Raw genomic sequence first — 25,723 nt, 5'->3', positions numbered from 1 at the left:
CAGAGATTAACGCAGTACTTTCACTCCCTTAGGCACATCAATGGTCGATTTAATTTTTCCGTCAGTTTGTTTTTCATGTCTGACCTTCACAATCCCCATGGGCGTCGGATAGGTACCTTCCGCCCATTGCAGGTCCCCCAGATTAGGCTGTATCCTGATGGTTTTACCTCCCGGCTCCACTACGCTGATACCCAGCACATGCTCGGAAAGCCATGAGGTAGGCCCGGAAGCCCATCCGTGACAAAGGCTATGGCGAAGATTTTTATAACAATATGCTCCAAAATCCCCATGAATATCATCCTTTCCTTCTGGCACCAGGTCGGTAATGGGCGCTGCGTTTTTTGTCCAGGCCAGATCAAAATCTTCCCAGAAAGTGGTGGCACCCATGTCAAGCATGCCTCCCCAGTAATTACGGATACAATCCAGCGCACCCTGGTAGTCGCCGGCTTTGGCTTTTGCCTGAAGCATATAGTATCCATAGAACGTCGAAAACCTCTCACATTCGCCCTGAGAAATTACTTCGGTGTTCGCTTTTTTTGCGTCAACAAGCCCCGCCAGCGCCAGCAATGCAGCGGCTTGTTTGGAATTATTGGCATCCGGAATATACAATTTAAGCCGGGAAACGGTTTCCTTGCATTTGGCTGCCTGGGCGGGTTCATCCAGTATCAGACACAATTCTGCGCCTGCTTCCAGTGTCATTACCATCATGGCTTGCAAGCCTGCATGCACTCCTTTGGAGTTTTCGCTTGACGGCCAGTCCAGAAAGCGTCCTCCATCCAAAGCTTCCGAATGATCCTTTGTTTTTCCAATCAGCTGGTCAAGCAGGCCCACCAGATACCGCTGCTGCTTCCGAAGGTATTCCCTGTCGCCCTGGTTTTTGTAAAGATCCCGGTGAATCAGCACCCACCACATCGAATACGCACTGATGCCGTTCATCCACCCCGGAAGCGGTGTGATGTCACGGGCATGGTCCAGACTCTTGGCTACTACTTCATTTTTACCAAATACGGTGTTGATCGTCATCACTTCCGGATGCATATCTCCCACCCACACGAGCCTGTCGCGTTTGATACCGTCCCACAGGTATTCCTGCATATTAAGGTGCACAGTATAGGCGCCCGTGTTCCATATCTGATTGAGGCGCTGATCATTACTTTTGAAGGAACCCAGGTATGGAATATCCCTGTATTCAAATATCGCTCTGGCCTCTTTGAGCTGCAATTCGCGGTTTGGTTCTACAAGATCTATCCTGACAAACCTGAAGCCTGAATTTCCTACCTGGATGGTTCCGAGCCATGGTACCTCCATGGTAAAGTCGCGCATGGCGTGGTCGTTGGTGGCCCCCTGGATGGTGTCAATATCCGACATGCTTTCACTCACAGATTCCCCGAAGCGTATCCTGACCCGAATGGGATTGTGGTTGGATGGCTGATCCGTTACCAGCTGTATCCCTCCCTGAATTTCCTTTCCAAAATCCAGCACGATACCGGGCTTGATCTTATCCGTGCTTTTAAGGGTACAGAAATTTTTATGGACCAGATCGGCCTGGCCGCTTCCCGGCAGCAGCAGGTTTTGCGGCCCCTTTATAAACGCACCGGTATGGTCAGACATCCAGACGATACGCCGGGCGGTCAGGTAACTCCTCACGCGGGAATCGGTCTGATACTGGGTTTCATCACCAAAAACCGGAGGCAATTTCTGGGCAGAAGAGTATAATGCGTTCACTACCAGAAGGAACAGAAATAGCGGAGATGTTTTTTTCACTTTTGTTAAAGGGATAGTATTGTAATATTTCCCGAAAATAAATTATTATAATGCAAAGAACTAGCCTGCCCTGTCCTGCCGGAGGAGTTCAGAAAAAACAAACATATCCCTAAGGCGGTATTTGCTAATAAATGTTAATGCTTTAAAATTTGAGACAAGTTCAGGCACGTATATGCGAAAACAGTTTAAAATCCGTTCTATTTTTGTCACCCGTGCCATTCCGGATATCCCTACCAAACCCTGACATGAAAGAAACAGATAAGCTTCCCATGGAGCGCGACGGTTTGCCGCCATTTGTACAAAACTGGAAACAGCTGTATATCCTGCTGGTGGGTACGCTGTTAACGCTTATTGTTCTCTTCTATTTATTCATGAAACATTTTCAATGAGCTATCTTGACTGGATTGTACTTTCACTTACACTGATATTTGTAATTTCTTACGGAATCTACCGCAGCCGTGAAAAGCATACGATGGATTCCTTCCTGCTCGCCGGGCAGTCGCTCCCCTGGTATCATGTCACGCTATCGCTCATGGCGACCCAGGCCAGTGCCATCACTTTCCTTTCAGCACCCGGACAGGCCTATACAGATGGCATGCGGTTTGTACAGTTCTATTTCGGGCTGCCACTGGCCATGGTGGTGCTGTGTATCACTTTTGTACCGAAATTCCATAGCCTTAAAATATTCACCGCCTACGAATTTCTTGAAAGCCGGTTTGATCTACGCACAAGGGCGCTTACTTCGTTTCTGTTTTTACTCCAGCGGGGCCTTTCTACCGGATTATCCATATACGCACCTTCCCTGATTCTTTCCGCCATACTGGGCTGGGATATCACCTGGACCAATATCATTTCGGGAAGTATTGTGCTGTTGTATACCATCCGGGGCGGCTCGGGAGCGGTTTCCCATACGCATCTGCAGCAAATGGGAATCATTACCATCGGTATGGTGGTGGCTGGTGTGATGGTGGTAAGGCTGTTACCTGAAAACATAACGTTTACTGATGCCCTACACGTAGCCGGCAAAATGGGCAAAACAAACGTAATAGATTTCACCTTTGATCTTAATAACCGTTATAACGTATGGTCAGGACTGATAGGCGGTTTCTTTCTTCAGTTGTCTTATTTTGGAACAGACCAGTCGCAGGTGGGCCGTTTCCTCACGGGCAGCTCCGAAGGACAAAGCAAACTTGGACTGGCTATGAACGGGCTGCTCAAAATCCCGATGCAGTTCCTGATATTGCTGGTTGGAGTACTGGTTTTTGCATTTTACCAGTTTACCAATCCCCCGCTTTTTTTCAACCAAACGGCTGTTGACAAAGTAAGGAAGACTTCTTACGCCGCAGAATACCTAGCACTTGAAAAACGGCATGAAATAATTCAGGCCGATAAACATCAACACGTAATGGCACTTACCGATGCCGTTCACCAGGATAACACAACTGCCATTGCGGATTCCAGAGAAGTACTCGGGAAAATTGAAAACGAAGTAAAATCGGTTCGGAAAGAAGCCGAGGCGCTGCTATCCAAAGCCAACGGTTCGGATGTAAATGACGTAAACTATATCTTCCTTCGTTTCGTCATTGATTACCTGCCTGCCGGGCTGGTAGGGCTGCTAATCGCCGTCATTTTACTGGCATCTATGGGTTCCGTGGCCTCGGCCTACAATTCACTGGCCTCCTGTTCGGTGGTTGACATTTACAAAAGAATTTACAGGAAAGACCAGGACCGGACGGATTACGTTACTGCATCGCGCTGGGCAACATTCTTCTGGGGTATATTCTGTGTCGCGGTCGCGCAGTACGCTTCCCGGCTGGGCAGTATGATCGAGGCCGTTAATATACTAGGCTCGCTGTTCTATGGAGTAATACTGGGAATTTTTTTGGTAGCTTTTTATTTCAAAAAAATAGGCAGCCGCGCTGTTTTCTGGGGAAGTATCATCGGAGAAATTTTCGTTGTGGCCAGCTACTGGGCCGATCTGACTGCTTTCCTTTGGCTGAACCTCATTGGCTGTGTACTCGTCATTGGGTTTTCCTATATAATTGAACTGATCTGGCCTGAAAGAAAAGAGGTTCTATTGCCTGAATAAACATACTTAATCGCTGTCCCGTTTATTTTTGATACAGACCCCTGACTGTGGCGGGATGTTATCGGTTCAATCCGGATGGACGGCTTGTCCGAACCGAAGCATCGCTCTCAGACGATCTTTTTAACGAAAAAACGGCGTTAACAATGGTCAGGAGTAGTCAATCAGTGGCTTTTCGGTGTAAGATTATGTACAGACATCCTGTCCGATAATTTGAATCCGTTACCGATGAAACAATCCATCCTTCTTGCCTGCCTGTTATTTTTCAGTGTGCAGGTATTTGCCGAAATAAAACTACCCAAGATTTTTGGCTCAAACATGGTATTACAGCGCAGGAAACCGATTCCGGTATGGGGATGGGCCGAAGCTGGTGAAAAAATAACGCTGCAACTCACAGCCTTCGGTAAGGTGGCACAAACGAAGATCGTTAAAGCAGGAAATAATGGTAAATGGATTGTTCGCTTTGATCCGCTTGAAGCCGGAGGGCCTTATGAACTGAATGTGAAAGGCAAACAGAATTCGATCTTGTATAGCGGTATATTGATTGGGGAAGTCTGGATCTGCTCCGGGCAGTCTAACATGGAATGGCCGGTTGCTCTTACTGAAAACGCAAGTGAAGAGATCAAAGCTGCCACTTACCCAGAAATCAGGCATTTTGGAGTTCCGAAAGACATAAACCTATCTCCACAGGAAGATGTCAGAAAAGGAGAGTGGCAGGTTACAACTCCTCAAAATGTGCCCCATTTTACTGCGGTGGGGTATTTCTTTGCCCGAGAGCTCTACAATAAACTCAAAGTACCCATCGGCCTGATCCACACTTCCTGGGGTGGTACACAGATAGAGACCTGGATCAGCAGGGAAGGCATGAGCAGTTTCGATGAATTTGCTGAACATATTGCGGACCTGCCAGCAACATGGGATGATTTTACCCTTCTGAAAAAGAAAAAACTGGATGAATTGATTGTCCGGAAACACGGTGGATTCCCCGCCCCGCAGGAAACCAGCAAATGGCCTGCTTCGGATTTCGATGACTCTTCCTGGATGACGATGGACTTACCCAAGGCTTTCGACCGTGAGATGCTGCCCTATTTCGACGGAACCTTATGGTTTCGGAAAAAATTCACACTTCCGCCACAAGTAACCGGTAAAGACCTGATATTAAGCCTTGGGGTTGTGTATGACTTTGACAGCACCTATATCAATGGCACCCTGATAGGATCCAGCACCCAGAAAGGCAAAAACCGGCAGTATGTGGTTCCGGCGGCAGTTTTAAAATCTGGTGAAAATACTATTTCAATACGGCTTGTGAATGAAAGCGGTGACGGAGGAATCAGGGGAAAAGCTGAACAGATTTATATTGGCAAAGATGATTTCAATATGCCCCTGGCTGGTCCCTGGAAATATCATATCGAGACCTCCATTAGAAACAACCAGCTCGCAGGCCCCAATTCTTCCGGGACGTTGTTGTACAATGCCATGATTGCTCCTCTGGTTCCTTATGCGATTGCAGGAGCCATCTGGTACCAGGGCGAGTCCAATACAGGAAGAGCTTACCAGTACCGCAAATCCTTCCCTCTTATGATTGCTGACTGGCGAAAAAAATGGGGAGGCGAAAATTTCCCTTTCTACTTTGTTCAGCTGGCCAGCTTTGATGATGCAAAAGGCAATAGTGAAAAAGGAAGTAAATGGGCCGAATTACGCGAAGCACAGACCATGACGCTTGCGGTATCTCCCAACACCGGTATGGCGGTTACTTCCGACATTGGCAACCCCGTCGACATACATCCCCGCAACAAACAGGATGTTGGCAAAAGACTGGCTCTGAATGCATTAAAAGGCACTTACGGACAAGATCTGGTAGCAGAAGGCCCGGTTTATCAGTCCATGCAGCGAGCGGGAAATAAGGTTACCATCACCTTTAAAAATGCAGAAGGAGGCTTACATACCAAAGGAAAGTATGGCTATCTCACCGGTTTTGAAGTGGCCGGAGAAGATCAAAAATTTCATTGGGCAATCGGCAATGTCATGGGTGAGCAGGTTGTAATATGGAATGACAAAGTACCTAACCCGGTGGCGGTCAGGTACGGATGGGCGGATGACAATGCAGAAGCCAATCTTTTCAACAGCGCAGATCTTCCCGCCATACCCTTCCGTACCGACAGCTGGAAAGGAATTACAGAAGACGTCAGGTTCAGATAGGATAATCCCGGGTATCCTCCATTTCTTAATTGTGAAGGACGGGCTTGCAGGCTCGTCCTTCAAACGCCGAAGACACTCCACTGCTCTCAGGCGAAGCGATATTAATTCTTTGTAAGAAAAAAATACTATTTCTTTAAATAGTATTAAAATTCAAATAAAAACAATCTGACGGCAGTTTTTTTCCTGACCGGAATGAAACTATTCTCCCTCTAAAATCCTTAGTGAATACAATTGGTGCTGGCCATAACGGCATTTCAGAATCCATTATGTCACCACTAGTCTACATAAATATCTTTTATTTCACTCTTTTAACTATGCCGATGCCCGCTTCTATTGATGGCGTAAACACTTCAGACTTCCTCACAGACAGCTGATTAATAGCTTATTCATTGCCTGGGTTATCTCTGTAACCATTCAAGGCACTTATTAACCATCAACATTTACCTCAATCAAATACTTTTTACATGAATGATCAGTCTAAGCCAGAAAGAACATTGCGTTTGGCGCTTAGCATAGCCTTTGTCCTTTTTTATTCGCTTACCCCGCTTCTGGCCCAGAATGAGGCGGGGAAACGTTCGGAAGAAACCTTGGAAAACGCAAATCTAGAGGGCATTATCCAGTATGCTATTAAAAACCAGCCCGTTATTCAGAAATCACTTATTGATGAAAGAATAACAGAGAACCAGATCCGCAGCAAACTTGCCGACTGGTATCCTCAGATTAATTTTAATTACAATTTACAGCACAACTTCATCGTACAAACCAGCATCATTGCAGGCAATCCTGTTAAACTGGGTGTGCGTAACGTTTCTGCGGCACAATTCACGCTTTCGCAGCAGATTTTTAACCGTGACGTTCTGCTTGCCAACCGCACCCGTGCGGACGTTCAGCTTCAGGCAAGCCAGAATACCGGTTTCAATAAAATCGATATTGCTGTCAATGTATCAAAAGCATTTTATGATGTACTGGCCACTTCGCAGCAGATCCGTGTGGCGACCGAGGATATTGTAAGGCTGGAAAGAAGTCTGAAAGATGCCGGGAATCAGTACAAAGCGGGAATTGCCGACAAAATAGATTACAAAAGGGCAACTATCTCGCTGAACAATACCCGGGCCAATAAAAAAAGCAATGAAGAGATACTGAAAGCGAAATTGGAATATCTTAAATCGCTGATGGGGTATCCTGCCGAAAAGGAACTCAGGATTGCCTATGACACCCTGCAGATGGAACGTGAAATGATGCTGGATACCCTGCAGAGCCCGGATTTTAACAACCGAATAGAATTCCAGCTTTTGACTACTCAGAAAAGACTGGCAGAAGCAAACTTACAGTATAATAAATGGAGTTATCTGCCTAATGTTTCCCTGAACGGCGCCTATAATCTGAACTTTCAGAACAACCAGTTTACTGATCTTTACGGCCGCAACTATCCCAACTCGTTCGGACTCATCACGCTTTCGCTCCCTATTTTCCAGGGTGGGAAACGAAAGGCCAACGTAAATCAGGCACAATGGCAGCTCAAACGTACCGACTGGGATATCCTTGGCCTTAAAATGAATATCAGTTCCGAATATGCAACAGCCTTGGCCAACTACAAAGGAAACCTCACCAACCTGCTGGCACAGAAAGAAAACGTGGACCTGGCCCGGGAGGTTTATGACGTGATTCAGCTGCAGTATCGGTCGGGTATTAAAACATATCTGGAAGTGGTGACTTCGGAAACTGACCTGCGTTTGGCCCGTATCAATTATTACAACGCACTTTATGACGTACTAGCCAGTAAAATTGATGTCCAGAAAGCACTGGGGCAGCTCAATTATTGATCCGGCGCTGTGCATATTAACACCATCAGAACAAAAAATTAAAGAGAAAAACGTCCTTGACATATGTTTTCAGAATCTAAAAAATATTTATCAGTAGTCATTCTCGCCGCAGTGATGATGTCGTGCGGGAATAAAAACCAACAGCAACAACCTGCCGCTCCACCTGCGGTGCCTGTGACACTTACCGAAGTGACCAGTATTGAAGCTTCTTATTATGACGAGTATCCCGGAAGCGTTGTACCACTGAACCAGATTGAATTACGGCCGCAGGTCACAGGGTTTGTGACCGGTGTTCATTTTCAGGATGGTGCGCGGGTACGTAAGGGACAGCTTTTGTATACCATTGATGCTCAGCTCTATACTGCTAATTACGACCAGGCTGTTGCCAACCTGAATGTTCAGGAAGCTAACCTGGTGAAAGCACAGAAAGATGCTGACCGCTATCATGAGCTTGACAAAAACGATGCCGTTGCCAAGCAACTCGTTGACAATGCAGATGCTGCCCTTGAGGTAGCAAAAAAACAGGCGGATGCAGCCAAAGCCAGTATCAAAGCAGTACAGACCAATGTAAGATATACCAGAATAACCGCGCCGTTTGATGGTGTAATTGGCATTTCAAGTGTAAAAGCAGGCTCTCCGGTTTCCGCAGGACAGACCGTGCTGAACACCGTTTCCACCGACAATCAGCTGGCGGTTGATTTTAATGTGGATCAGAAAGAGATATACCGTTTCAGCAATTTCATCAAAAACAGTAAAGCTGCGGATTCGACCTTTACCCTTAAATTCGGTACCGATATTTATCCATACCCTGGCAAAATCTCATTAATGGATAGAGCCGTTGATCCTCAGACCGGTACTATCCGCACGCGCCTTATTTTTCCAAATAAGGATAATTTACTTCGGGCAGGCATGAGCGGGACTGTAAGGGTACTCAATGTAGCGGGTAAATCGGTTACAATACCTTACAAAGCGGTAACTGAGCAATTGGGTGAATATTTTGTGTACGTATTGGGAGACAGCAGCAAGGTTAGCCAGAGACGCGTTGTACTTGGCACTTCGCTGGGCAAAGACATTATTGTGAAAGAAGGCCTTAAAGACGGTGAAAAAATTGCCGTGGAAGGTGTTCAGAATTTGAGGGAAGGAGCCGTGGTTACCACCGAAAACCCGCAGACAAAACCCGCCGAAGCTCCTAAAAAGTAATCCTTAAAAATGCGGGCTGAGTAAAAAAACGGGTACAGTGATCCGGGCCGTTTCTCCGCTCCTATTTCATTTTCATTAGATACTGACAATAATATGATTGCAGATATTTTTATTAAAAGGCCAATAACCGCCATTGTAACATCGGTGGTGCTGGTGCTGGTGGGGCTAATTTCGTTAACCACCTTACCTGTGGCACAGTACCCCGACGTAACCCCGCCGACGGTTACAATTTCCGGGAATTTTACCGGTGCTGATGCGCAAACGGTGGAGCAAACCACCACCACGCCTATTGAAACGCAGATCAACGGTACGCCCGGCATGACCTACATGTCCAGTAACTCCACCAGCAGCGGGCAAAGCAGTATCAACGTTGTTTTTGATGTAGGCACAGACGTCAACATTGCGGCCCTGGATGTGCAGAACCGGGTAAGCGTGGCAGAACCCACGCTGCCCGACGCCGTGAAGCGGCTGGGACTTACCGTCCGTAAACGCCAGCCCAGTATCATGATCGCCCTGGCGCTGTACTCTCCCAACGGAACGCACGATGCGCAGTTCATAGGTAATTATGCCAACATCTATCTCAAAGACGCCCTTCAGCGTGTCAAAGGTGTGGGTGATATCGTATCTCGTGCCGATGACTTTGGTATGCGTATCTGGCTTAACCCAGAAAAGCTAGCCAACCTCAAGATGACACCTGCGGACATTTCAGCAGCGCTGGCGGAACAGAATCTCCAGATAGCGGCAGGTACCGTGGGTGGTAACCCTCAGCCCAATACACAGAGTTTTGAATACAGCGTCCTGACCAATAGCCGTTTGAACACCCAGGAGCAGTTTGAGAACATCATTGTCCGATCGTCACCGGCTGAAGGCAGCGTGGTCTATCTCCGCGATGTTGCCAGGGTGGAGCTGGGTAAATTCGACTATGCATCCAATGCCTTTGTCAATGGAAAACCCGCCGCTTTTGTACTGATTTACCAGGCCCCCGGTGCCAATGCACTGGAAACGTACGAAGGCGTCATCAAGGCACTGGAAGCTATGAAAAAAACCTTCCCGAAGGATATTGACTATACCATTCCAACAGAAACAGCCACCGTTGTACAGGTATCGATTGAAGAAGTACTTCACACTTTTGCAGAAGCGATGATCCTGGTGGTGATTGTGGTATTCCTCTTCCTTCAGAACTGGCGCGCCACCCTCATCCCCATTCTCGCAATTCCTGTTTCGCTGATCGGTACATTTGTTTTCTTCATTCCTTTTGGATTTACGATCAATACGCTGACGCTCTTTGCCTTCGTACTGGCCATTGGTATCGTAGTCGATGATGCCATTGTAGTGGTAGAGGCCGTGCAACATTATATTGACCACAACAAAATGTCGCCCAAAGAAGCGACCATCAAGGCCATGAAAGATATCTCCGGCCCGGTGATCGCCATTGCGCTCATCCTGGCTGCAGTGTTCGTACCGGTAAGTTTTGTTCCTGGTATTGTGGGCAGGCTGTATCAGCAGTTTGCCATTACCATAGCCGTTTCAGTATTGCTTTCGGCATTTGTTGCCTTATCGCTTACACCTGCCCTTTGTGCGCTCATGCTGAAACCCTCCAAAGGTGCTAACGATAAAAAGAACTGGCTTGAAAAGTTCTTTGACCGTTTTAACAGATGGTTTGATAAAGTATCTCATGGTTATACCAATGGCGTGGCCAAATGGATAAAAGCAACTCCGCTGGTGCTTGTCATGATGGTGTGCCTGTTTGTGGGACTTTTCTTTCTTTTTAAGAACAAACCCACAGGATTTATACCCATTGAAGACGAAGGACGTCTTTTTGTAACCTATGAAATGCAGGAAGCCACCTCTACAACGCGTAATATTGCCATGATGAAAGAGGTCATGAAGAGGATCCAGACGATTCCTGAGGTACGTGTGGCAGGGGGGCTGGCCGGTCTGAATGTGGTAAGTTTCTCCAACAAATCCAACGTGGGTACGCTGTTTGTCAACCTGCATCCCTGGGCAGACCGGAAAGGCGCAGAACATCACGTGCAGGCGGTTATTGCTGAGATCAAAAAGCGAACGGCGGATATCAAAGAAGCACGGATACTTGCCATTGCTCCTCCGGCTATTCCCGGATTGGGGGCCACTTCCGGCTTTACTTTTGAACTGCAGCAGTCAACCAGTACCGACAATATTCAACAGTTTGAAGCGGTTGCCAGGAATTTCATGGCCGCCGTTAACAAACGGCCGGAGATTGGGCTGGCCTATACTTTCTTTAACGCACGCACGCCGAGTTATCAGTTGGATGTGGACCGGGATAAGACCAAAAAACTGGGTGTGAAGGTATCTGACGTATTCAGCTCGCTGTCTACCCTGCTGGGAAGTAGTTATGTGAATGATTTTAACTTGTACGGACGGAATTTCAGGGTGATGGTGCAGGCCGACAGCAGTTTCCGGTCGTCTCTGGACAAAATTCAGAAGTTTTATGTCCGCAATGATCAAGGTAGTATGATACCGCTGAGTGCTTTGGTGACGTCAAAAGTAGTGGAAAACCCTGCTTTGATATCCCATTACAATATTTATCGTTCAGTGGAAATTAACGGAACACCCAAACCGGGTTACAGCAGCGGGCAGGCTATTACAGCGCTCCGTGAAGTGGCGGAAACACTTCCTGCCGGCTATAGCTACGAATTTTCGGGAATGAGCAGTGAAGAGATCAAAGCCGGAAACAGCACGACCACCATTTTCGCGATTTCCATTGTTTTTGTATTCCTTTTCCTGGCAGCGCTTTACGAGAGCTGGTCCATTCCTTTTTCCGTACTTTTCGCGGTACCCATCGGAGCCTTCGGTTCTATCCTTACGCTTACTTTCCTGCCCAATCTGTCCAATAATATCTATGCCCAGATCGGGCTCATCACGCTGATCGGGCTCGCTGCAAAAAATGCCATCCTGATCGTAGAGTTTGCAAAAGAACGGGTAGACAACGGCATGGATCTGATCGCGGCTACACTGGAGGCCGTCGGGCTGCGGTTACGACCCATCATCATGACCTCACTGGCCTTTATTCTGGGGGTACTGCCTCTGGCATTTGCCAGTGGCGCGGCTGCTGAGTCCAGAAAGACCATCGGCTGGACAGTTTTCGGAGGGATGCTCGCAGCTACTTCACTCGCCATTTTTGTGGTTCCGGTACTGTTTGTGGCTATCGAAAAACTGGTGATGGGTAAGAAAAAACATACAGTAGATACCGATCCCGAGACTCTGTAAAACTGGATTTCGCATTTCCTTAAATATTTAACAAAATAACAAAAGGCGTGGTAAAATACCGCGCCTTTTGTGTTGTCCTGGAATTATTTCTACGTAGCTTCTCAAAAAATAATCAGAAAAAATTCATAACCAACACTTTCAATGTACGTAAAACAGGTATTCTCGGTATGGAGCATTCTAAGGGCCATCTGGCCGGGACTTATTGCCATCAACACTTATGCGGCTCTTGTATTTTATCTATACAATTATTACAACTGGCATTTCCTTGTGTTCCCCATTTCCATCATCAGCATACTTGGTACGGCATTAGCGCTGCTATTGGGTTTCAGGACCAACTCTGCTTATGACCGCTGGTGGGAGGCACGTAAGGTTTGGGGCGCCATCGTGAACGACAGCAGGACGCTGTTGCGCCAGTCAATCGCTTTTGCGGGTATAAATCCGCTGGAAAAAGAAGAAATAATCCAAAATATAGCTCATCTTCAGATCGCGTGGTGTTATGCGCTGGCAAATTCACTGCGGAAAGAGGCCGTTCTGGTTTATGCGGACTTGCACCTGAAACCCGAGGAGTTGGCATTTATTTCCGGACACAGCAATGTGCCGAATGCCATCTTGCTCCTGATCGAAGAAAGAATCACAAAGTTATATCATGCAGGAAAGCTTGATCCACTGTTTTTTCAAAGCATTGATGATACCATCCGCAGGCTTTGCGACGCCATGGGTAAATGTGAACGCATCAAGAATACTGTTTTCCCAACACAATACAGTTTTTTCATTAACCTGGTCATCTTTATTTTCACCCTTATTCTTCCCATGGGATTGATTGACAGCATTGGCCGCATTGCCATCCCGATCACTTTCGTGATTTCTTTCCTATTCTTATATGTTGAGTGGATTGCCTACACCCTGCAGAACCCCTTCGAGGGAGTGTCTAATGACATACCGATGACTTCTCTTTCCCGGACCATCGAAATTAACCTGTTACAAATCATCGGCGAGCAGCAGATCCCGTCACCCATTCTTCCAAGAAGCGGGGTGGTGATGTAACTGACGAGGTATGTCTCTTATAAAAAAACGCCATTCACTTCAGCTGAGTTGAATGGCGTTACGGGATAACAAAAGTCTGTTTTACTCTTTCACCTTCACCGTGGTATAATACAATTCAAGTTTCGGGCTTTTTCTTCCCGAATTGGGCCCTGCAATTACCAGGCGGTTCACCGACTTCACAAAATCCGTGTTGGTCTCAGGGTACAGTGCTCCTCCAAGCTGAGAGTTGATCAGCACCAGTCCTTCATCAATTTGATAATCGCTTAAAAGAATATTGGCAACGTAAGAACTGATGTCAAACCGATAAAAAGGTTCATTGTTCAAACTATCCCGATCGTATACCCCTCTTATCGCTGTACTACCAGTGAGGTCCGTCAAGGCTAATGGCCCTCCTGTTGACGCACTGCTGTAATACTCGTTATTCTTATTTACACGATATATATATAAATATGCTGGTGGGGTTAAGAAATCAGTCACCGACTGATCCACTGGATATAACTTCAGAAATGCCTTATTAGCTACCGAGTATTTGACATACTTCAGTTCCCGTACAGTAGGAATGTCAATACGGGTTACCAAACCAGCCCCGGCCTGGATAAACGACATATTTCCTGTTTCGTCAGAAGGAATGGATAACCGCTTGGTTTTAGGCAGTTTCACAAGCTGCGTTCCGGTCCTGTCGGTCAGGATCTGGTTATATGCGGCATTGACTTTAATACCGGCGTAGCCCTCCACTACACCCTCAGTACCAACAGTATGATAATGCAGCTGAATAGCCGTTGCATTGTCGGGCCACTTGATACCGATGACCGCCCCGTTATCGGAAGCTCCGGGTACAATGGCAATTCCCAGCAGCACGTTGGTCCAGTCCGTAGCGGCAGTAAGCAGGTTACCCTTTGCCATGTCAAAAATCTTATTACCAAATTCGTCCGACAATCTGACGGTAATGACAGAATCCCTTTTAGGCCTTGGATAAAATCTTAACTTTCCAAGAGGTTTGGGATCGTATGGCATCGTGCTGGTATTAAAATAGCTGCTCCGTGCCATGATATCACTCTGGATGGCATGAATTCCCAGATTCATGATCTTGGTGGTATCCCCGTAATAATATTTGTCGTAACCTATGGACACGATGATTGAGTCATAAACCGCCTCTTCCGGCACCGTAAGAGATCCTTCCAGGGTAGGCTGCGTAAATGGTGTCGCGGTTACTTTTCCAAAATAAGGATCAACATACTGTCCAAAAAGCAACCGGCTCGCCCCGCCTGTCATTACGGAATCGTAGGCGATGGTAGACATCCTTACAGTAGAAGTATCAGAGTAATATACAGCGAAATCATCAGGATTCGGTTGCGTAAGGGAAGCAATCTGATCGCCCCACGTACAGCCTGACAATGAATAACATAATCCTAGTATTATCAAAAAACCGGATATCCGGAAAGAGAATGCCTTTGCAGAATGTGAATTGAATTTCATTTATTAAAGGAACGGTAAAAGTGCAAAATTATCAGATGTAAACATATTTACAACATGTATTGTAGAAACATAAGTAATTACATGCCCTTTCTCTTTTGCAACAAAATCCTACAAATGTACGTATGCTATTGTAAGCGCAAGCAAAAAGGACAAAAAATGACTGATATCTTTACCAATACGAGGCAAATACCATTCATATCCTCTGCCAGTCTGATACGCTTCTTAAAACCGTTTCGTGGCAAATGATAACTTAAACGATGAAAGAAGGCTTCTATTTTAGTTTCTGGCAGGGTAATCTTTTGAAAAAAATAAAAGCCGGTGGCCTTTATTGGATGCATCGGACCACAACATCCAGGCAGCTCCTTTCGTTAGGAAATAGCTCTCCTCCGAAAAGTTTTAGACAAAAAACATTTGCTTTATTTTACATACCAGAGGCAAGATGTTATGTTTGCAAAAAATTTAGATTGAGCAGCGCTGTATAATCGCCGCCCGGTTCGTAAAGTTTTCGCTTGTTTTTTTGATTTTCATGAGTAACAATTCGTCAAACCATAATTTTTTCATGTTCAATACTTTAAAAAAGACATCATTAGCCCTTCTAGTTGCTTCAACAGCTTTATTTCAGGTAAGCTGCAAAAACAGTGATGCAGAAGCTGATAAATTAGGAAACTGGTTCAGGGATGGTATCCCAAGTTATGGCGGTTCAGCAAGAACCAGGGCCGTAAGTTTTGTAATCGGTAATAAAGGATACATCGGCACAGGCCTCACCAACGAAACGATTAAATACGTAAAAGATATCTGGGCATACGACGCCGCCGGGAAAATCTGGTCGCAGACTGCGGAATTCCCCGGAACCGGCAGGCATGATGCAGTTGCCTTTGTGATCGGCGGCAAAGCCTACGTAGGTACCGGATTCGATGGCAATACGCTCGTTGACAACGGTTATAAAAAAGATTTCTTTGTGTATGACCCCGTTGCCAACAGCTGGGATACGGTTGCCGACTTCAAGGGAGGTACCCGTCAGTATGCGTCGGCCTTTGTCGTTGGAGATAAAGGATACGTAGGTCTGGGCTACAACGGTTCGGGATACTACCAGGATTTTTACGAATACAATCCAACCAATGATACCTGGACTGAAATTGCAACTTTCACCGGCGGTAAAAGAAGAGGAGCCATTTCGTTCACGGTAGGCGGCAAAGGTTATGTAGGATTCGGATTGAACAACTCCGGTGCCAACACCAAAGATCTGTATCAGTTTGACCCTACCGGTAACGCCGGAAAAGGTTCATGGATTAAAATGGAACACGAGGATGACGATGAATTCCCTGCACGTGCGCACGGTCTTGCACTGGTCATCAACGAAAAGGCCTACATCGTTGGCGGGCAAAATGCTTCCGACGTATGGGAATATGTACCGGGCACCAATGTTTGGACAGAGGTGGCTCCATTCCTGCAGGCAAGAGGCTTTGCAGGTGGCTTCGCTATCGGAAACTATGGTTATATAGGAACTGGAAGCCCTTCCGGATCCAGTGGTTATGATGATTTCTGGGCGTTTGATCCGACCGCGGCTCAGGACGACGACGACAATTAATTTGCCTCGTGCTTAAAAGCATCAGATATAAAATCCAGGTAGCTGCCTTAGTTGTTTTATGGGGTGGCTACCTGGTTTCCTGTAAAAAGGGCAAGGAATCATCCGCTCAGCATATTACCCTACCCCACCTGAAAGTAGAGGCAGTGCAGTATACTGCAACTGCCTGGGGGTATCGGATCTACGAGGATACCACGCTCATTATCGAACAGAAGTATTTGCCCGGGATCCCAGGAACAAAAGGATTTGAAACCGAAGCATTGGCGCTGCGGACAGGTAAACTGGTTGAAAAAAAGCTAAAGTCAGGCGTTTTTCCTCCTACTGTAACAAAAAAGGAACTAGACAGCCTGGGCGTTAAATACTGAAATCTTCCAAAAAGCCGGACCGGAAAACATTATTTCCGGTCCGGCTTTTTGATAACATACACACCGATCAGCGGATAATGATCAGAATGCTTCACATCAGTTAGCGTCTGAAAACTGACCAGTTCCAGCCGCTCATCATCATAAAACTGATTATCAATTCTTATAAAACTAGGGGTACCGTTAAAAGTAAATCCAAAACCTTTGCCTTTGTCTTCGAAAGCGTTAGACAGTAATCTGCGGGTCTGGCTATAACTGTAACTATACGGCGTTTCATTAAAATCCCCGCAAACGATAACAGGATGCCTTGACGCCCTGATCCAGGCCAGCATCAGATCCGTTTCCCGTTTCCGGTTCACAAAACCATCTCTGATCCTGTAATAACTTTCCTTCCCTTCCCTGGTGATCTCAGACCTTTTTCTTTGATTTAACAGTTCGTCCAGGCGCAGCATCATGGAATAAAGATGGACTCCGATTATCGTGACGGTATCCTCCCTTACCTTGATATCAGCTAAAATAATGCCGTTGAGATCTTCAAATACGGTATCTTTGGCAGTAATGACCGGAAACTTCGAAAAAAGGATAAGTCCATGAAAACGGCCGGTTTTCAGGTTATTCTCATGCCGCAGGGAATGGTAGTACTTAAAACCCTTTCTCTGTAAAAGCGTATTAATCTGAAACCTCTTATAAGAAATGTTACTGAAATATTCAGGCAAAACCATGATGTCAACAGGTGCATTCACCAGCCAGTTCCGTATTTCATCCTTGGAAGCATCATTCTCAGATCCTGTGTTCATGTTACGTACATTGTAATTCAACAGCCTGACTACCTGGCTTGCAGCAGGTACCGTTGCCCCATCCTCGCTGCCAGAAACGTACGTACGCGGCAGCAAAATGGCACTACCGGCCAGCACCAGCAAACACCATCCGATTCTTTTGATATCAAAAAACAGGTAGAGCAAAAACACAGGTACGTGACTTAACAGGATCACGGGCAGTGATAACCCTAAAAACCCGGCTATCCAGGATGCGTTGAAGCCGAAAAAAGTAATCAGGATGAGAATCAGGGTAAAAACGGCGTAAGCAACATAAGAAAACCGTAGCAGTAATTTTAGTGTGTTCATTTTAATCCAATTTAGCGAAACAAAAATAGATGATACATTTCAATTAGGAATACTTATTCAGTTGTACATTTAATTAAATTGTGTTACCTTCGTGGCAGAATTCTATTTTGATCGGTTGATTGAGGGGGTATAAATCCCCTTTTTTATTTGTAGTCTATCTTACATGACAGTAAAAGAACAGTTGGAAGATTTGCTCAATCCGATTTTGGAAGCAAGCAATTGTTTCCTGATCGACATTGTCCTGAAACCTTCCAAAGCAAGTCAGAAAGTATTAATTTTGGTGGATAGTGACGAAGGTATCACTATTCAGGAGTGCACTTCAATAAGCAGGAGGTTGGCCAAGCAGCTGGAAGAAATGGAATTTTTCGCTGACGCCTATACATTGGAAGTGTCCTCTCCCGGACTGGATCATCCTTTGCTATTACCTCGCCAGTTTCAGAAAAACATAGGAAGAACCTTGAAAGTAACCCTTAAGACCGGGGAGATCGTGACGGGCAAACTCCTGGAATTCAGCGGAAATGCAATCAAAATCCAGTTACCAGAACCCAAAAAGAAAGCCAAAACGGTGATCGATGAAGCGTCGCTTTTAAGAGAGCTAGACCTGGGCGATGTCTCCAAGGCAATGGTTGAAATATCTTTTAAATAAAAAATAGGAGTTCAGACCAGGGCAATTCCCGAACAATTTGAAACCTTATTGTGTATAAACTAAAGATCAGCAAATATTCATAATCAAAACAATGGATAGCGGAACATTAATAGAATCATTTGCGGAGTTTGCGAGCTCCAAAAACATAGATCGTCCAACGATGATAAGTGTTTTGGAAGAAGTATTTCGAACAATGATTCGTAAAAAGTACGGCACCGACGATAATTTCGACGTAATCATCAACCCTGAAAGCGGAGACCTTGAAATGTGGCGTACCAGGGAAATTGTGGACGACAACTCCGAAGATATTTGGGAATACAATAAAATCCCGCTGGCCGAAGCACGCAAGATACAGAATGACTTTGAAGTAGGAGAAGAGGTTGCTGAAGAGGTAAAACTGGTAGAATTTGGCCGCCGCCTGGTTCAGACAGCCCGCCAGACCCTCATCCAGAAGATCAAGGATATGGAGAAGGAGATCATGTATGAAAAATACAAAGATCAGGTGGGTGAGATGATCACAGGCGAGGTATATCAGACATTGCGGCATGAAGTGATTATTGTTGACTCGGAAAACAACGAACTCTCACTACCCAGAACCGAACAGATCTCTAAGGATCGCTTCCGCAAGGGCGAGTCGGTAAAGGCGGTGATCCATAAAGTTGAAATGAACAATGGTTCTCCCAAAATCACTTTGTCACGGACTTCCCCGGTATTTCTGGAAAGACTGTTTGAGGTGGAGATCCCCGAAATTTACGATGGCATCATCTCGGTACGCCGCGTGGTACGTGAACCGGGTGAACGTGCTAAAGTAGCTGTTGAGTCTTACGATGACCGCATTGATCCCGTGGGAGCCTGCGTCGGAATGAAAGGTTCCCGTATTCATTCGATTGTACGCGAGCTGGGTAATGAAAATATTGATGTGATCAACTACACCGATAACCTTGAATTGCTGATAAGCCGTGCGCTTAGCCCTGCGAAGGTTAGCTCCATGCAGATTGACCGCGAAGGAAAAAGAGTTTCCGTATTCCTGAAACCAGACCAGGTATCACTGGCGATCGGTAAAGGAGGACAGAACATCAAGCTCGCGGGTAAACTTGTCGGAATGGAGATTGATGTCTTCCGTGATATCGAAGAGCAGAACGACGAAGACGTTGACCTGTCTGAATTCTCTGATGAAATTGATGAATGGATGATCAGTGAGCTGCACAAGATCGGTTTGGATACCGCTAAAAGTGTGCTTGCCCTTAGTAAAGAAGAACTGGTACGCAGGACTGACCTCGAAGACAATACCATCGAGGAAATTCTTGACATACTCAGAAAAGAATTTGAATAATAATATGCAGAGACTTATCTGAAGGTAAGCTCTGCCAATGCAAAACCTTTTCCACTGATTGCTGATATGGCAGAAGATAAAATGATGCGCCTTAGCCAAGTGGCACGGATTCTGAACGTAGGAATTACTACGATCGTAGATCATCTGTCTGCCAAAGGGTATAAGGTGGAAAGTAATCCCAATACCAAAATAAATTCTGATCAGATTGAATTTCTGGCTTCGGACTTCAAGTCTGATTTCCTGAAATCCTCTCTGACTTCCCGGCCGGCTTCCACCGAAGCTCCGGTCGAAACCAAGGATGATAAGGTTAAAAGTGATGTAGACGATATCCTTTACTTCCGAAATGCTCCGGCCAAGCCTGCCGAGGAAAAACCGGTACAACAGGAAACACCAGAGCCTGTTGTGTCTCCCACAGAAAACAAGCTTCCGGGAATTAAAGTAGTAGGAAAAATAGATCTTGATGCCAGAAGACCGGCACCTTCTCCTACCCCTCCGGCTCAGGCTCCAGAGCCTGTAAAAGCTGAAGAGCCGCAGGCGGCGGCTGTTCCTGAGGTAAAAGCGCCCCAGGAACCGTTACCTGTTAAAGAAGAAAAGACGATCGAGAAAATAGAGGTGGTGGCTCCGGAACCTGAAAAAGCGCCTGTTGCCGAACCAAAAGAAATCACACCAGAACCGGTTAAAGAAACCATTGCTGAGCCTGTAAAACCCGAAGTGGTTGCCCAGGAAGCACCGGTTGTTGCCCCGGTGACCGAGGAAAAACCGGAAGCAAAACCAATAGTGAAGGAAGAACCAGCAGCCGAGGCTCCTGTGCCAATTGAAAAACCAGCAGCTCCCGTTGCAGAACCTGCAGCGGAGGTAAGTGAAAATCCTGAATCCCAATTAATAGAAGCCCGTGGGGAACAATTGCGGGGATTACGGGTAGTCGGAAAAATTGAATTGCCATCTGACAAATTCAAAAAGAAAGATCCGGTTGCTTCCAGTGATTCTGCAGCAGATAAAAAACGCAGAAGGAAAAGAAAACGCATCCGTGACGGTGCGGCAGCACCGGGCGATGTGAAACCTGCTACACCAGGTACCGGAACCGCAGCAGCACCAGGTACTGCGCAGGCGCCACGTGGCAGAGAAAACCCCGCAGCGGGAACACCTGCCAACAGAACTCCGGGCAAGCCTGCCACACCCGGTACTGGTACGCCTAATACGGGCTCCTCGGCCCAGAGACCTGCCGGTGCGGGTACCGGAAACAGCCGCGACAAGAACAAACGCGGTGGGAAACGTGAAGAGGTATCGGATAAAGAAGTATCTGACAATATCCGCGCCACCATGGCACGGATGGGTGGAGGAAATACCAAAACTTCTGCACGCGGAAAAGCTGCATTACGCCGCCGGGACCGTGCAGATCAGAACGACCTGAACGCAGGTGACGACGAAGAAACTAAGGTATTGCGCGTAACCGAATTCGTTTCTGCGAATGATCTTGCATCCTTAATGGATGTTACGGTACAGGAAGTTATTTCGGTTTGTATGAGTATGGGTATGTTTGTATCCATCAACCAACGCCTCGATGCAGAAGCCATTACTTTCATAGCTGACGAATTTGGTTTTGAAGTGGCCTTCATCTCGGCAGAAGAAGAAGTACAGAGTGATGTTGTCGAAGAACAGGATGATGAAGAAAGCCTGCAGGAACGTGCGCCGATCGTCACGATCATGGGACACGTTGACCACGGTAAAACGTCACTTCTTGACTATATCCGACAGGAAAATGTTGCCAGTGGGGAAGCAGGTGGTATCACCCAGCACATTGGAGCGTATAGTGTAAAAACCAAAACCGGCAAGCAGGTTACCTTCCTGGATACACCAGGTCACGAGGCATTTACCGCGATGCGTGCCCGGGGAGCAAAAGTTACCGATGTAGTCATTATCGTGATTGCAGCAGACGACAGCGTCATGCCACAGACACGGGAAGCGATCAACCATGCACAGGTAGCAGGTGTACCGATTGTATTTGCATTTAGCAAGGTAGACAAAGCCGGTGCCAACACTGAGAAAATCCGTGAAGAACTTGCCAATATGAATTTACTGGTTGAAGAATGGGGTGGTAAGTATCAGACCCAGGAAATTTCGTCCAAATCCGGTCTGGGTATCGACGATCTTCTTGAAAAGGTACTGCTGGAAGCCGAATTGCTGGAACTGAAAGCCAATCCGAACCGCCGGGCCTTGGGTACCGTGGTGGAGGCTTCACTGGACAAAGGCCGTGGGTATGTCACCACAATATTGGTGGAAGCAGGTACCCTGCGTGTAGGAGATGTAGTTTTGGCTGGTGCCCACTTCGGTAAGGTAAAAGCCATGACGGACCACTTGGGAAGGAAACTGAAAACAGCAGGACCTTCTACCCCGGTTCAGCTGCTTGGATTGAATGGCGCGCCACAAGCCGGTGACCGTTTCAATGTTTTCGAAAATGAAAGGGATGCACGGGATATCGCTACCAAAAGAGAGCAGATACAGCGTGAACAAACCATCAGAACACGTAAACACATTACTCTTGAGGAAATAGGACGCCGGAAGGCAATCGGTACTTTCCGCGAATTGAACCTGATTGTGAAGGGTGACGTGGATGGTTCAGTGGAAGCGCTTTCGGATTCGTTACTGCAGCTTTCCACCTCGGAGGTACAGGTAAATATCATTCACAAAGCTGTTGGGCAGATATCCGAGTCGGATGTGAACCTTGCCATTGCGTCTGATGCCATTGTGATCGGGTTCCAGGTTCGTCCTTCTTCCAATGCGAAGAAAATGGCTGAGCAGGATCAGATCGAAATCCGTCACTATTCCGTGATATACAGCGCCATTGACGAGATCAAAGATGCGATGACCGGTATGCTTGCGCCAACGATTGAAGAAATCATTACCGGTAATATTGAAGTACGCGAAGTATTCAAGATCAGCCGAATCGGAACCATTGCTGGTTGTTATGTTACGGATGGTTATGTAAACCGCAAAAACAAGATCAGGATCGTAAGAGACGGTATCGTGTTAATGACTGGAGAGATAGACTCTCTGAAACGTTTCAAAGATGATGTTCAGGAGGTCAGAAACGGATACGAATGTGGTTTAAGTATCAAGAATTTCAATGATATAGAAATCGGTGATATCATCGAAAGTTTCGAATTACGTGAAGTGAAACGGACTTTGTAAGTCATTGGGATCAATATCAAAAAAGCCGGCCTCATGAAAATTGAGGCCGGCTTTTTTGCTGATCAGGAATTTAATAATCCTAAAAAATAACCATAAAATCGGAGGCAGGATTCTGCCGTGGTTCCACATACTCCCACTCCGCGATGTCAGCCTCAGGATAAAAATTACCGGAATCTTCCGGTCCCTCATCTCCGAGCGGTTCCATAAATCCGTTCAAACTCCTGCGGTAAACGCCTTGTCTGGTAACGCCATGGTGGTCCGTAAATATAACCTGCACACCATCATCCGGCAAATCCATGTTTTTCATGATCATGCTTAAGTGTTGATATTATACACTGTTAAAAATATAGTGCCAGTGACGGTTAATGGCAAAGCCAATTTGCGAAGTCGATTGTGAACGCAGCGTTTTGGGGAGCATTACCATTCGACATGATCTCGAGGCCCTTGCATAGTACCGCCCCGCATCCTGCTTTATACAAAACAAAGGCAGCACAGAATTTTATCATATATAATTTGTTTTCAGATCTGCAGGTATCCGAAGTAATCCAATTGTCAAACAGGACATCAAACTTATTCATATCAGAACACGTATCTCTGATATCTGTTGATAAAAGCGTCGTGTCCCCGCTAACCACGGCAATACAACCTGCAAGCGTTTGAAAACAGTATTACTTAGATACTCAGCAACCATTAATTGTAGGACGTAGCGGGCTCGAACCGCTGACCTCCGCCCTGTCAAGGCGGCGCTCTGAACCAACTGAGCTAACATCCTTTTTGGAAATCAAATATACTAATTTCCTTGATTCAGGTCATAATGATATACCTTCCTGGATGGAATGCGGTACAAAAGAATTAATCCCAAAACAAATATGACCAGCAGTGCCAGGATACTGTTACGCATGCTGCCTGTAACCTGTTCTACCATACCATATATGAATGTTCCGACCACGATAGCCATTTTCTCGGTAACATCATAAAAAGAGAAGTAGGATGCCGTATCCGGGGTGTCGTCGGGAATAAGTTTGGAATAAGTGGCACGCGACAGTGACTGCAAGCCGCCCATAACCATGCCCACGGTACAAGCCAGCACATAAAATTCTTTCGCTTCAGTAGTATAATAAGCACCGGCACAGATCCCGATCCAGATGGTAACGCCCACCATCAGCGCATAAATATTACCGATTTGCCCGGACAGCCAGGCAAAACAGAATGACCCAACGATACCCACCAACTGAATTAACAAAACGGTGATAATCAGGCTGTCGGAGGGAAGTTTCAGCTCCGATGCTCCGAAAATCGTGGCTACATACATGACGGTCCGCAGCCCCATGGTGTAAATAAAAAATGCTGAAAGAAACTTAGCCAGGTAGGGCTGTTGCCGAAGTTCAGCATATACCTTTTTCAACTCCCTGAAACCATCGAACAACCATCCTTCGGCACGTTTGTTTCCGTTTCCAATGGCATCAGGCAGATATTTAAAGGGTATCTGGGCAAATAATATCCACCACACGCCCACTGTAAAAAAGGAAATTCTGGCCGGTATGGCTTTATCGGTAATGCCATAGAAGGACGGGGCAAGAATCATGCTCAGATTAAAAAGCAGCAATAAAACGCTGCCAAAATAACCCATCGAAAAACCCTTGGCACTGATCCTGTCAAATTGATCCTCCGTCGCGATCTGCGGTAGATACGAATCATAAAAAACGATGCTTCCGCTCCATCCAACCAAACTTAAACCAAACAGAAAAACGGACAGAAGAATGGTATCCCTGGTAAAGAAATATAACAGCATGCAGTTAACCGCACCCAGATAACAGAAAAACTTCATGAAAGCCTTTTTCCTTCCGGTATTATCTGCTACGGCCGTACACAGGGGAATTACCAGAGCGGTAATCAAAAAAGCGGCCGAAACGGTGTAAGAGAATAAAACGGAACTTTTGATCGGAGTACCAAAAAAGTCCATTTCAGGACCACCATAGGCTTTCAGAGCTGTGGCGTTGAAATAAACCGGAAATATACTCGAAACGATAACCAGGGCGTGAACAGAATTAGCCCAGTCGTACATACACCAGGCGTTAATAATGCGGGGATTATTTTTTTGCATAACAGGAGAATTTCCCCGCAAAATAAGAAAAGCGACAGATTATTTCCGCCGCTTCTACGTTTTAAATTATTGTATCAGTTACTTTATCACCGGGGCAAAAACCATAATCGTTTCCTGTTCCACACCACTTACAGGCATTTTACTCCTCAGCCTCATTTTACTATTGGTAAGTTCTTCCACACCAAATTCTCCCTCAAAACCGATGATGTCAATATTCAGCGTCCCATTGTTATTAACCAGGTACCATGTACCACCGTTCTGGACCTGCAGAGCTTCGTCTTTTGCGTAAACTTTATTGCCTGTTACAAACTGTATCTCAAGCGCAGGAATATACTGTGTTTGTGCATTTAACTGATTCGAGGGTATTGTTTTACCCGAAAGATCCGTCACCTGCGACATCTTCCATGGATAACTGATAAGAATTTTGCCTTTTTCGGTTTCTGACGGCGTTTCACCGTTATCTTTGTCCTTACAGGAACTCATTAATGACAGAACGGTTGCTGCAAACAGGAGACTAAATAACTTTCTCATTTTAGCTT

18 protein-coding genes and 1 tRNA gene are annotated in these 25,723 nt (G+C 46.1%); 12 read left to right on the top strand and 7 right to left on the bottom strand.

Going from position 1 to position 25,723, the window contains the following annotated elements; all coding sequences use genetic code 11:
• Nucleotides 1-6: 6 nt before the first annotated feature.
• Nucleotides 7-1,764, bottom strand: coding sequence for an alpha-L-rhamnosidase-related protein (locus KOE27_RS07730; RefSeq protein ID WP_229252681.1), 1,758 nt, complete (start codon nucleotides 1,762-1,764; stop codon nucleotides 7-9).
• A 245-nt stretch (nucleotides 1,765-2,009) separates the two neighbouring features.
• Here KOE27_RS07730 and KOE27_RS07725 point away from each other — a divergent pair, with 245 nt between their 5' ends.
• The 7 genes from KOE27_RS07725 to KOE27_RS07695 all read left to right on the top strand — a co-directional run bounded on the left by KOE27_RS07725 (nucleotide 2,010) and on the right by KOE27_RS07695 (nucleotide 13,365).
• Nucleotides 2,010-2,153: a hypothetical protein gene (locus KOE27_RS07725; protein WP_215238229.1), complete on the top strand. Its 144-nt coding sequence runs from the start codon at nucleotides 2,010-2,012 to the stop codon at nucleotides 2,151-2,153.
• The gene (locus KOE27_RS07720; RefSeq protein WP_215238228.1) at nucleotides 2,150-3,853 is read left to right on the top strand and encodes a sodium:solute symporter family transporter; all 1,704 of its coding nucleotides are present in this window, start codon (nucleotides 2,150-2,152) and stop codon (nucleotides 3,851-3,853) included. The genes KOE27_RS07725 and KOE27_RS07720 overlap by 4 nt, the downstream gene beginning before the upstream one ends.
• A 225-nt stretch (nucleotides 3,854-4,078) precedes the next feature.
• Entirely contained in the window at nucleotides 4,079-6,049 is a 1,971-nt protein-coding gene (locus KOE27_RS07715) for a sialate O-acetylesterase (RefSeq protein ID WP_215238227.1), read from the top strand.
• A 464-nt stretch (nucleotides 6,050-6,513) separates the two neighbouring features.
• Entirely contained in the window at nucleotides 6,514-7,872 is a 1,359-nt protein-coding gene (locus tag KOE27_RS07710; protein ID WP_215238226.1) for a TolC family protein, read from the top strand.
• Nucleotides 7,873-7,935: 63 nt separating this feature from the next.
• Nucleotides 7,936-9,072, top strand: a complete 1,137-nt coding sequence (locus tag KOE27_RS07705; protein ID WP_215238225.1) for an efflux RND transporter periplasmic adaptor subunit — start codon at nucleotides 7,936-7,938, stop codon at nucleotides 9,070-9,072.
• Between the two features lie 93 nt (nucleotides 9,073-9,165).
• On the top strand, nucleotides 9,166-12,321 hold the full coding sequence (locus tag KOE27_RS07700) for an efflux RND transporter permease subunit (protein ID WP_215238224.1): 3,156 nt from the start codon (nucleotides 9,166-9,168) through the stop codon (nucleotides 12,319-12,321).
• Between the two features lie 141 nt (nucleotides 12,322-12,462).
• Nucleotides 12,463-13,365, top strand: a complete 903-nt coding sequence (locus KOE27_RS07695; RefSeq protein ID WP_215238223.1) for a bestrophin family protein — start codon at nucleotides 12,463-12,465, stop codon at nucleotides 13,363-13,365.
• A gap of 81 nt (nucleotides 13,366-13,446) precedes the next feature.
• Here the strand turns inward: KOE27_RS07695 and KOE27_RS07690 are convergent, their stop codons facing one another.
• Nucleotides 13,447-14,841, bottom strand: coding sequence for a DUF4270 family protein (locus KOE27_RS07690; protein WP_215238222.1), 1,395 nt, complete (start codon nucleotides 14,839-14,841; stop codon nucleotides 13,447-13,449).
• Nucleotides 14,842-15,400: 559 nt separating this feature from the next.
• On the opposite strand from KOE27_RS07690, the gene KOE27_RS07685 reads away from it, so the two are divergent.
• On the top strand, nucleotides 15,401-16,429 hold the full coding sequence (locus tag KOE27_RS07685; RefSeq protein ID WP_215238221.1) for a Kelch repeat-containing protein: 1,029 nt from the start codon (nucleotides 15,401-15,403) through the stop codon (nucleotides 16,427-16,429).
• An 8-nt stretch (nucleotides 16,430-16,437) separates the two neighbouring features.
• Nucleotides 16,438-16,791, top strand: a complete 354-nt coding sequence (locus tag KOE27_RS07680) for a DUF4907 domain-containing protein (RefSeq protein WP_229252680.1) — start codon at nucleotides 16,438-16,440, stop codon at nucleotides 16,789-16,791.
• A 29-nt stretch (nucleotides 16,792-16,820) separates the two neighbouring features.
• Here KOE27_RS07680 and KOE27_RS07675 read toward each other — a convergent pair whose 3' ends face one another.
• Nucleotides 16,821-17,912: an endonuclease/exonuclease/phosphatase family protein gene (locus tag KOE27_RS07675; protein ID WP_215238220.1), complete on the bottom strand. Its 1,092-nt coding sequence runs from the start codon at nucleotides 17,910-17,912 to the stop codon at nucleotides 16,821-16,823.
• A 163-nt stretch (nucleotides 17,913-18,075) separates the two neighbouring features.
• Here KOE27_RS07675 and KOE27_RS07670 point away from each other — a divergent pair, with 163 nt between their 5' ends.
• The 3 genes from KOE27_RS07670 to infB all read left to right on the top strand — a co-directional run bounded on the left by KOE27_RS07670 (nucleotide 18,076) and on the right by infB (nucleotide 23,080).
• A complete protein-coding gene (locus tag KOE27_RS07670) occupies nucleotides 18,076-18,558 on the top strand; it encodes a ribosome maturation factor RimP (RefSeq protein ID WP_215238219.1) in 483 nt (160 codons plus the stop codon).
• A 91-nt stretch (nucleotides 18,559-18,649) separates the two neighbouring features.
• Nucleotides 18,650-19,891 carry a transcription termination factor NusA gene (nusA, locus tag KOE27_RS07665; protein ID WP_215238218.1) on the top strand — a complete coding sequence of 414 codons (1,242 nt, stop codon included), beginning with the start codon at nucleotides 18,650-18,652 and terminating at the stop codon, nucleotides 19,889-19,891.
• A gap of 66 nt (nucleotides 19,892-19,957) precedes the next feature.
• Entirely contained in the window at nucleotides 19,958-23,080 is a 3,123-nt protein-coding gene (gene infB / locus KOE27_RS07660; RefSeq protein WP_215238217.1) for a translation initiation factor IF-2, read from the top strand.
• A gap of 79 nt (nucleotides 23,081-23,159) precedes the next feature.
• On the opposite strand, the gene KOE27_RS07655 is transcribed toward infB, so the two are convergent.
• The 4 genes from KOE27_RS07655 to KOE27_RS07640 all read right to left on the bottom strand — a co-directional run bounded on the left by KOE27_RS07655 (nucleotide 23,160) and on the right by KOE27_RS07640 (nucleotide 25,715).
• Nucleotides 23,160-23,387 (bottom strand): hypothetical protein, encoded by a 228-nt coding sequence (locus tag KOE27_RS07655; protein ID WP_215238216.1) that lies wholly within the window; start codon nucleotides 23,385-23,387, stop codon nucleotides 23,160-23,162.
• Between the two features lie 390 nt (nucleotides 23,388-23,777).
• Nucleotides 23,778-23,852, bottom strand: a tRNA-Val gene (locus KOE27_RS07650).
• A gap of 18 nt (nucleotides 23,853-23,870) precedes the next feature.
• Nucleotides 23,871-25,184, bottom strand: coding sequence for an MFS transporter (locus KOE27_RS07645; RefSeq protein WP_215238215.1), 1,314 nt, complete (start codon nucleotides 25,182-25,184; stop codon nucleotides 23,871-23,873).
• A gap of 78 nt (nucleotides 25,185-25,262) precedes the next feature.
• On the bottom strand, nucleotides 25,263-25,715 hold the full coding sequence (locus tag KOE27_RS07640) for a hypothetical protein (protein WP_215238214.1): 453 nt from the start codon (nucleotides 25,713-25,715) through the stop codon (nucleotides 25,263-25,265).
• Between the last annotated feature and the right edge of the window lie 8 nt (nucleotides 25,716-25,723).

The organism is Dyadobacter sp. CECT 9275, from assembly GCF_907164905.1.
Classification (GTDB): Bacteria; Bacteroidota; Bacteroidia; order Cytophagales; family Spirosomataceae; genus Dyadobacter; species Dyadobacter helix.
The sequence above is the reverse complement of the archived record's forward strand: the minus strand, read 5'-3'. Positions and strand labels throughout refer to the sequence as shown.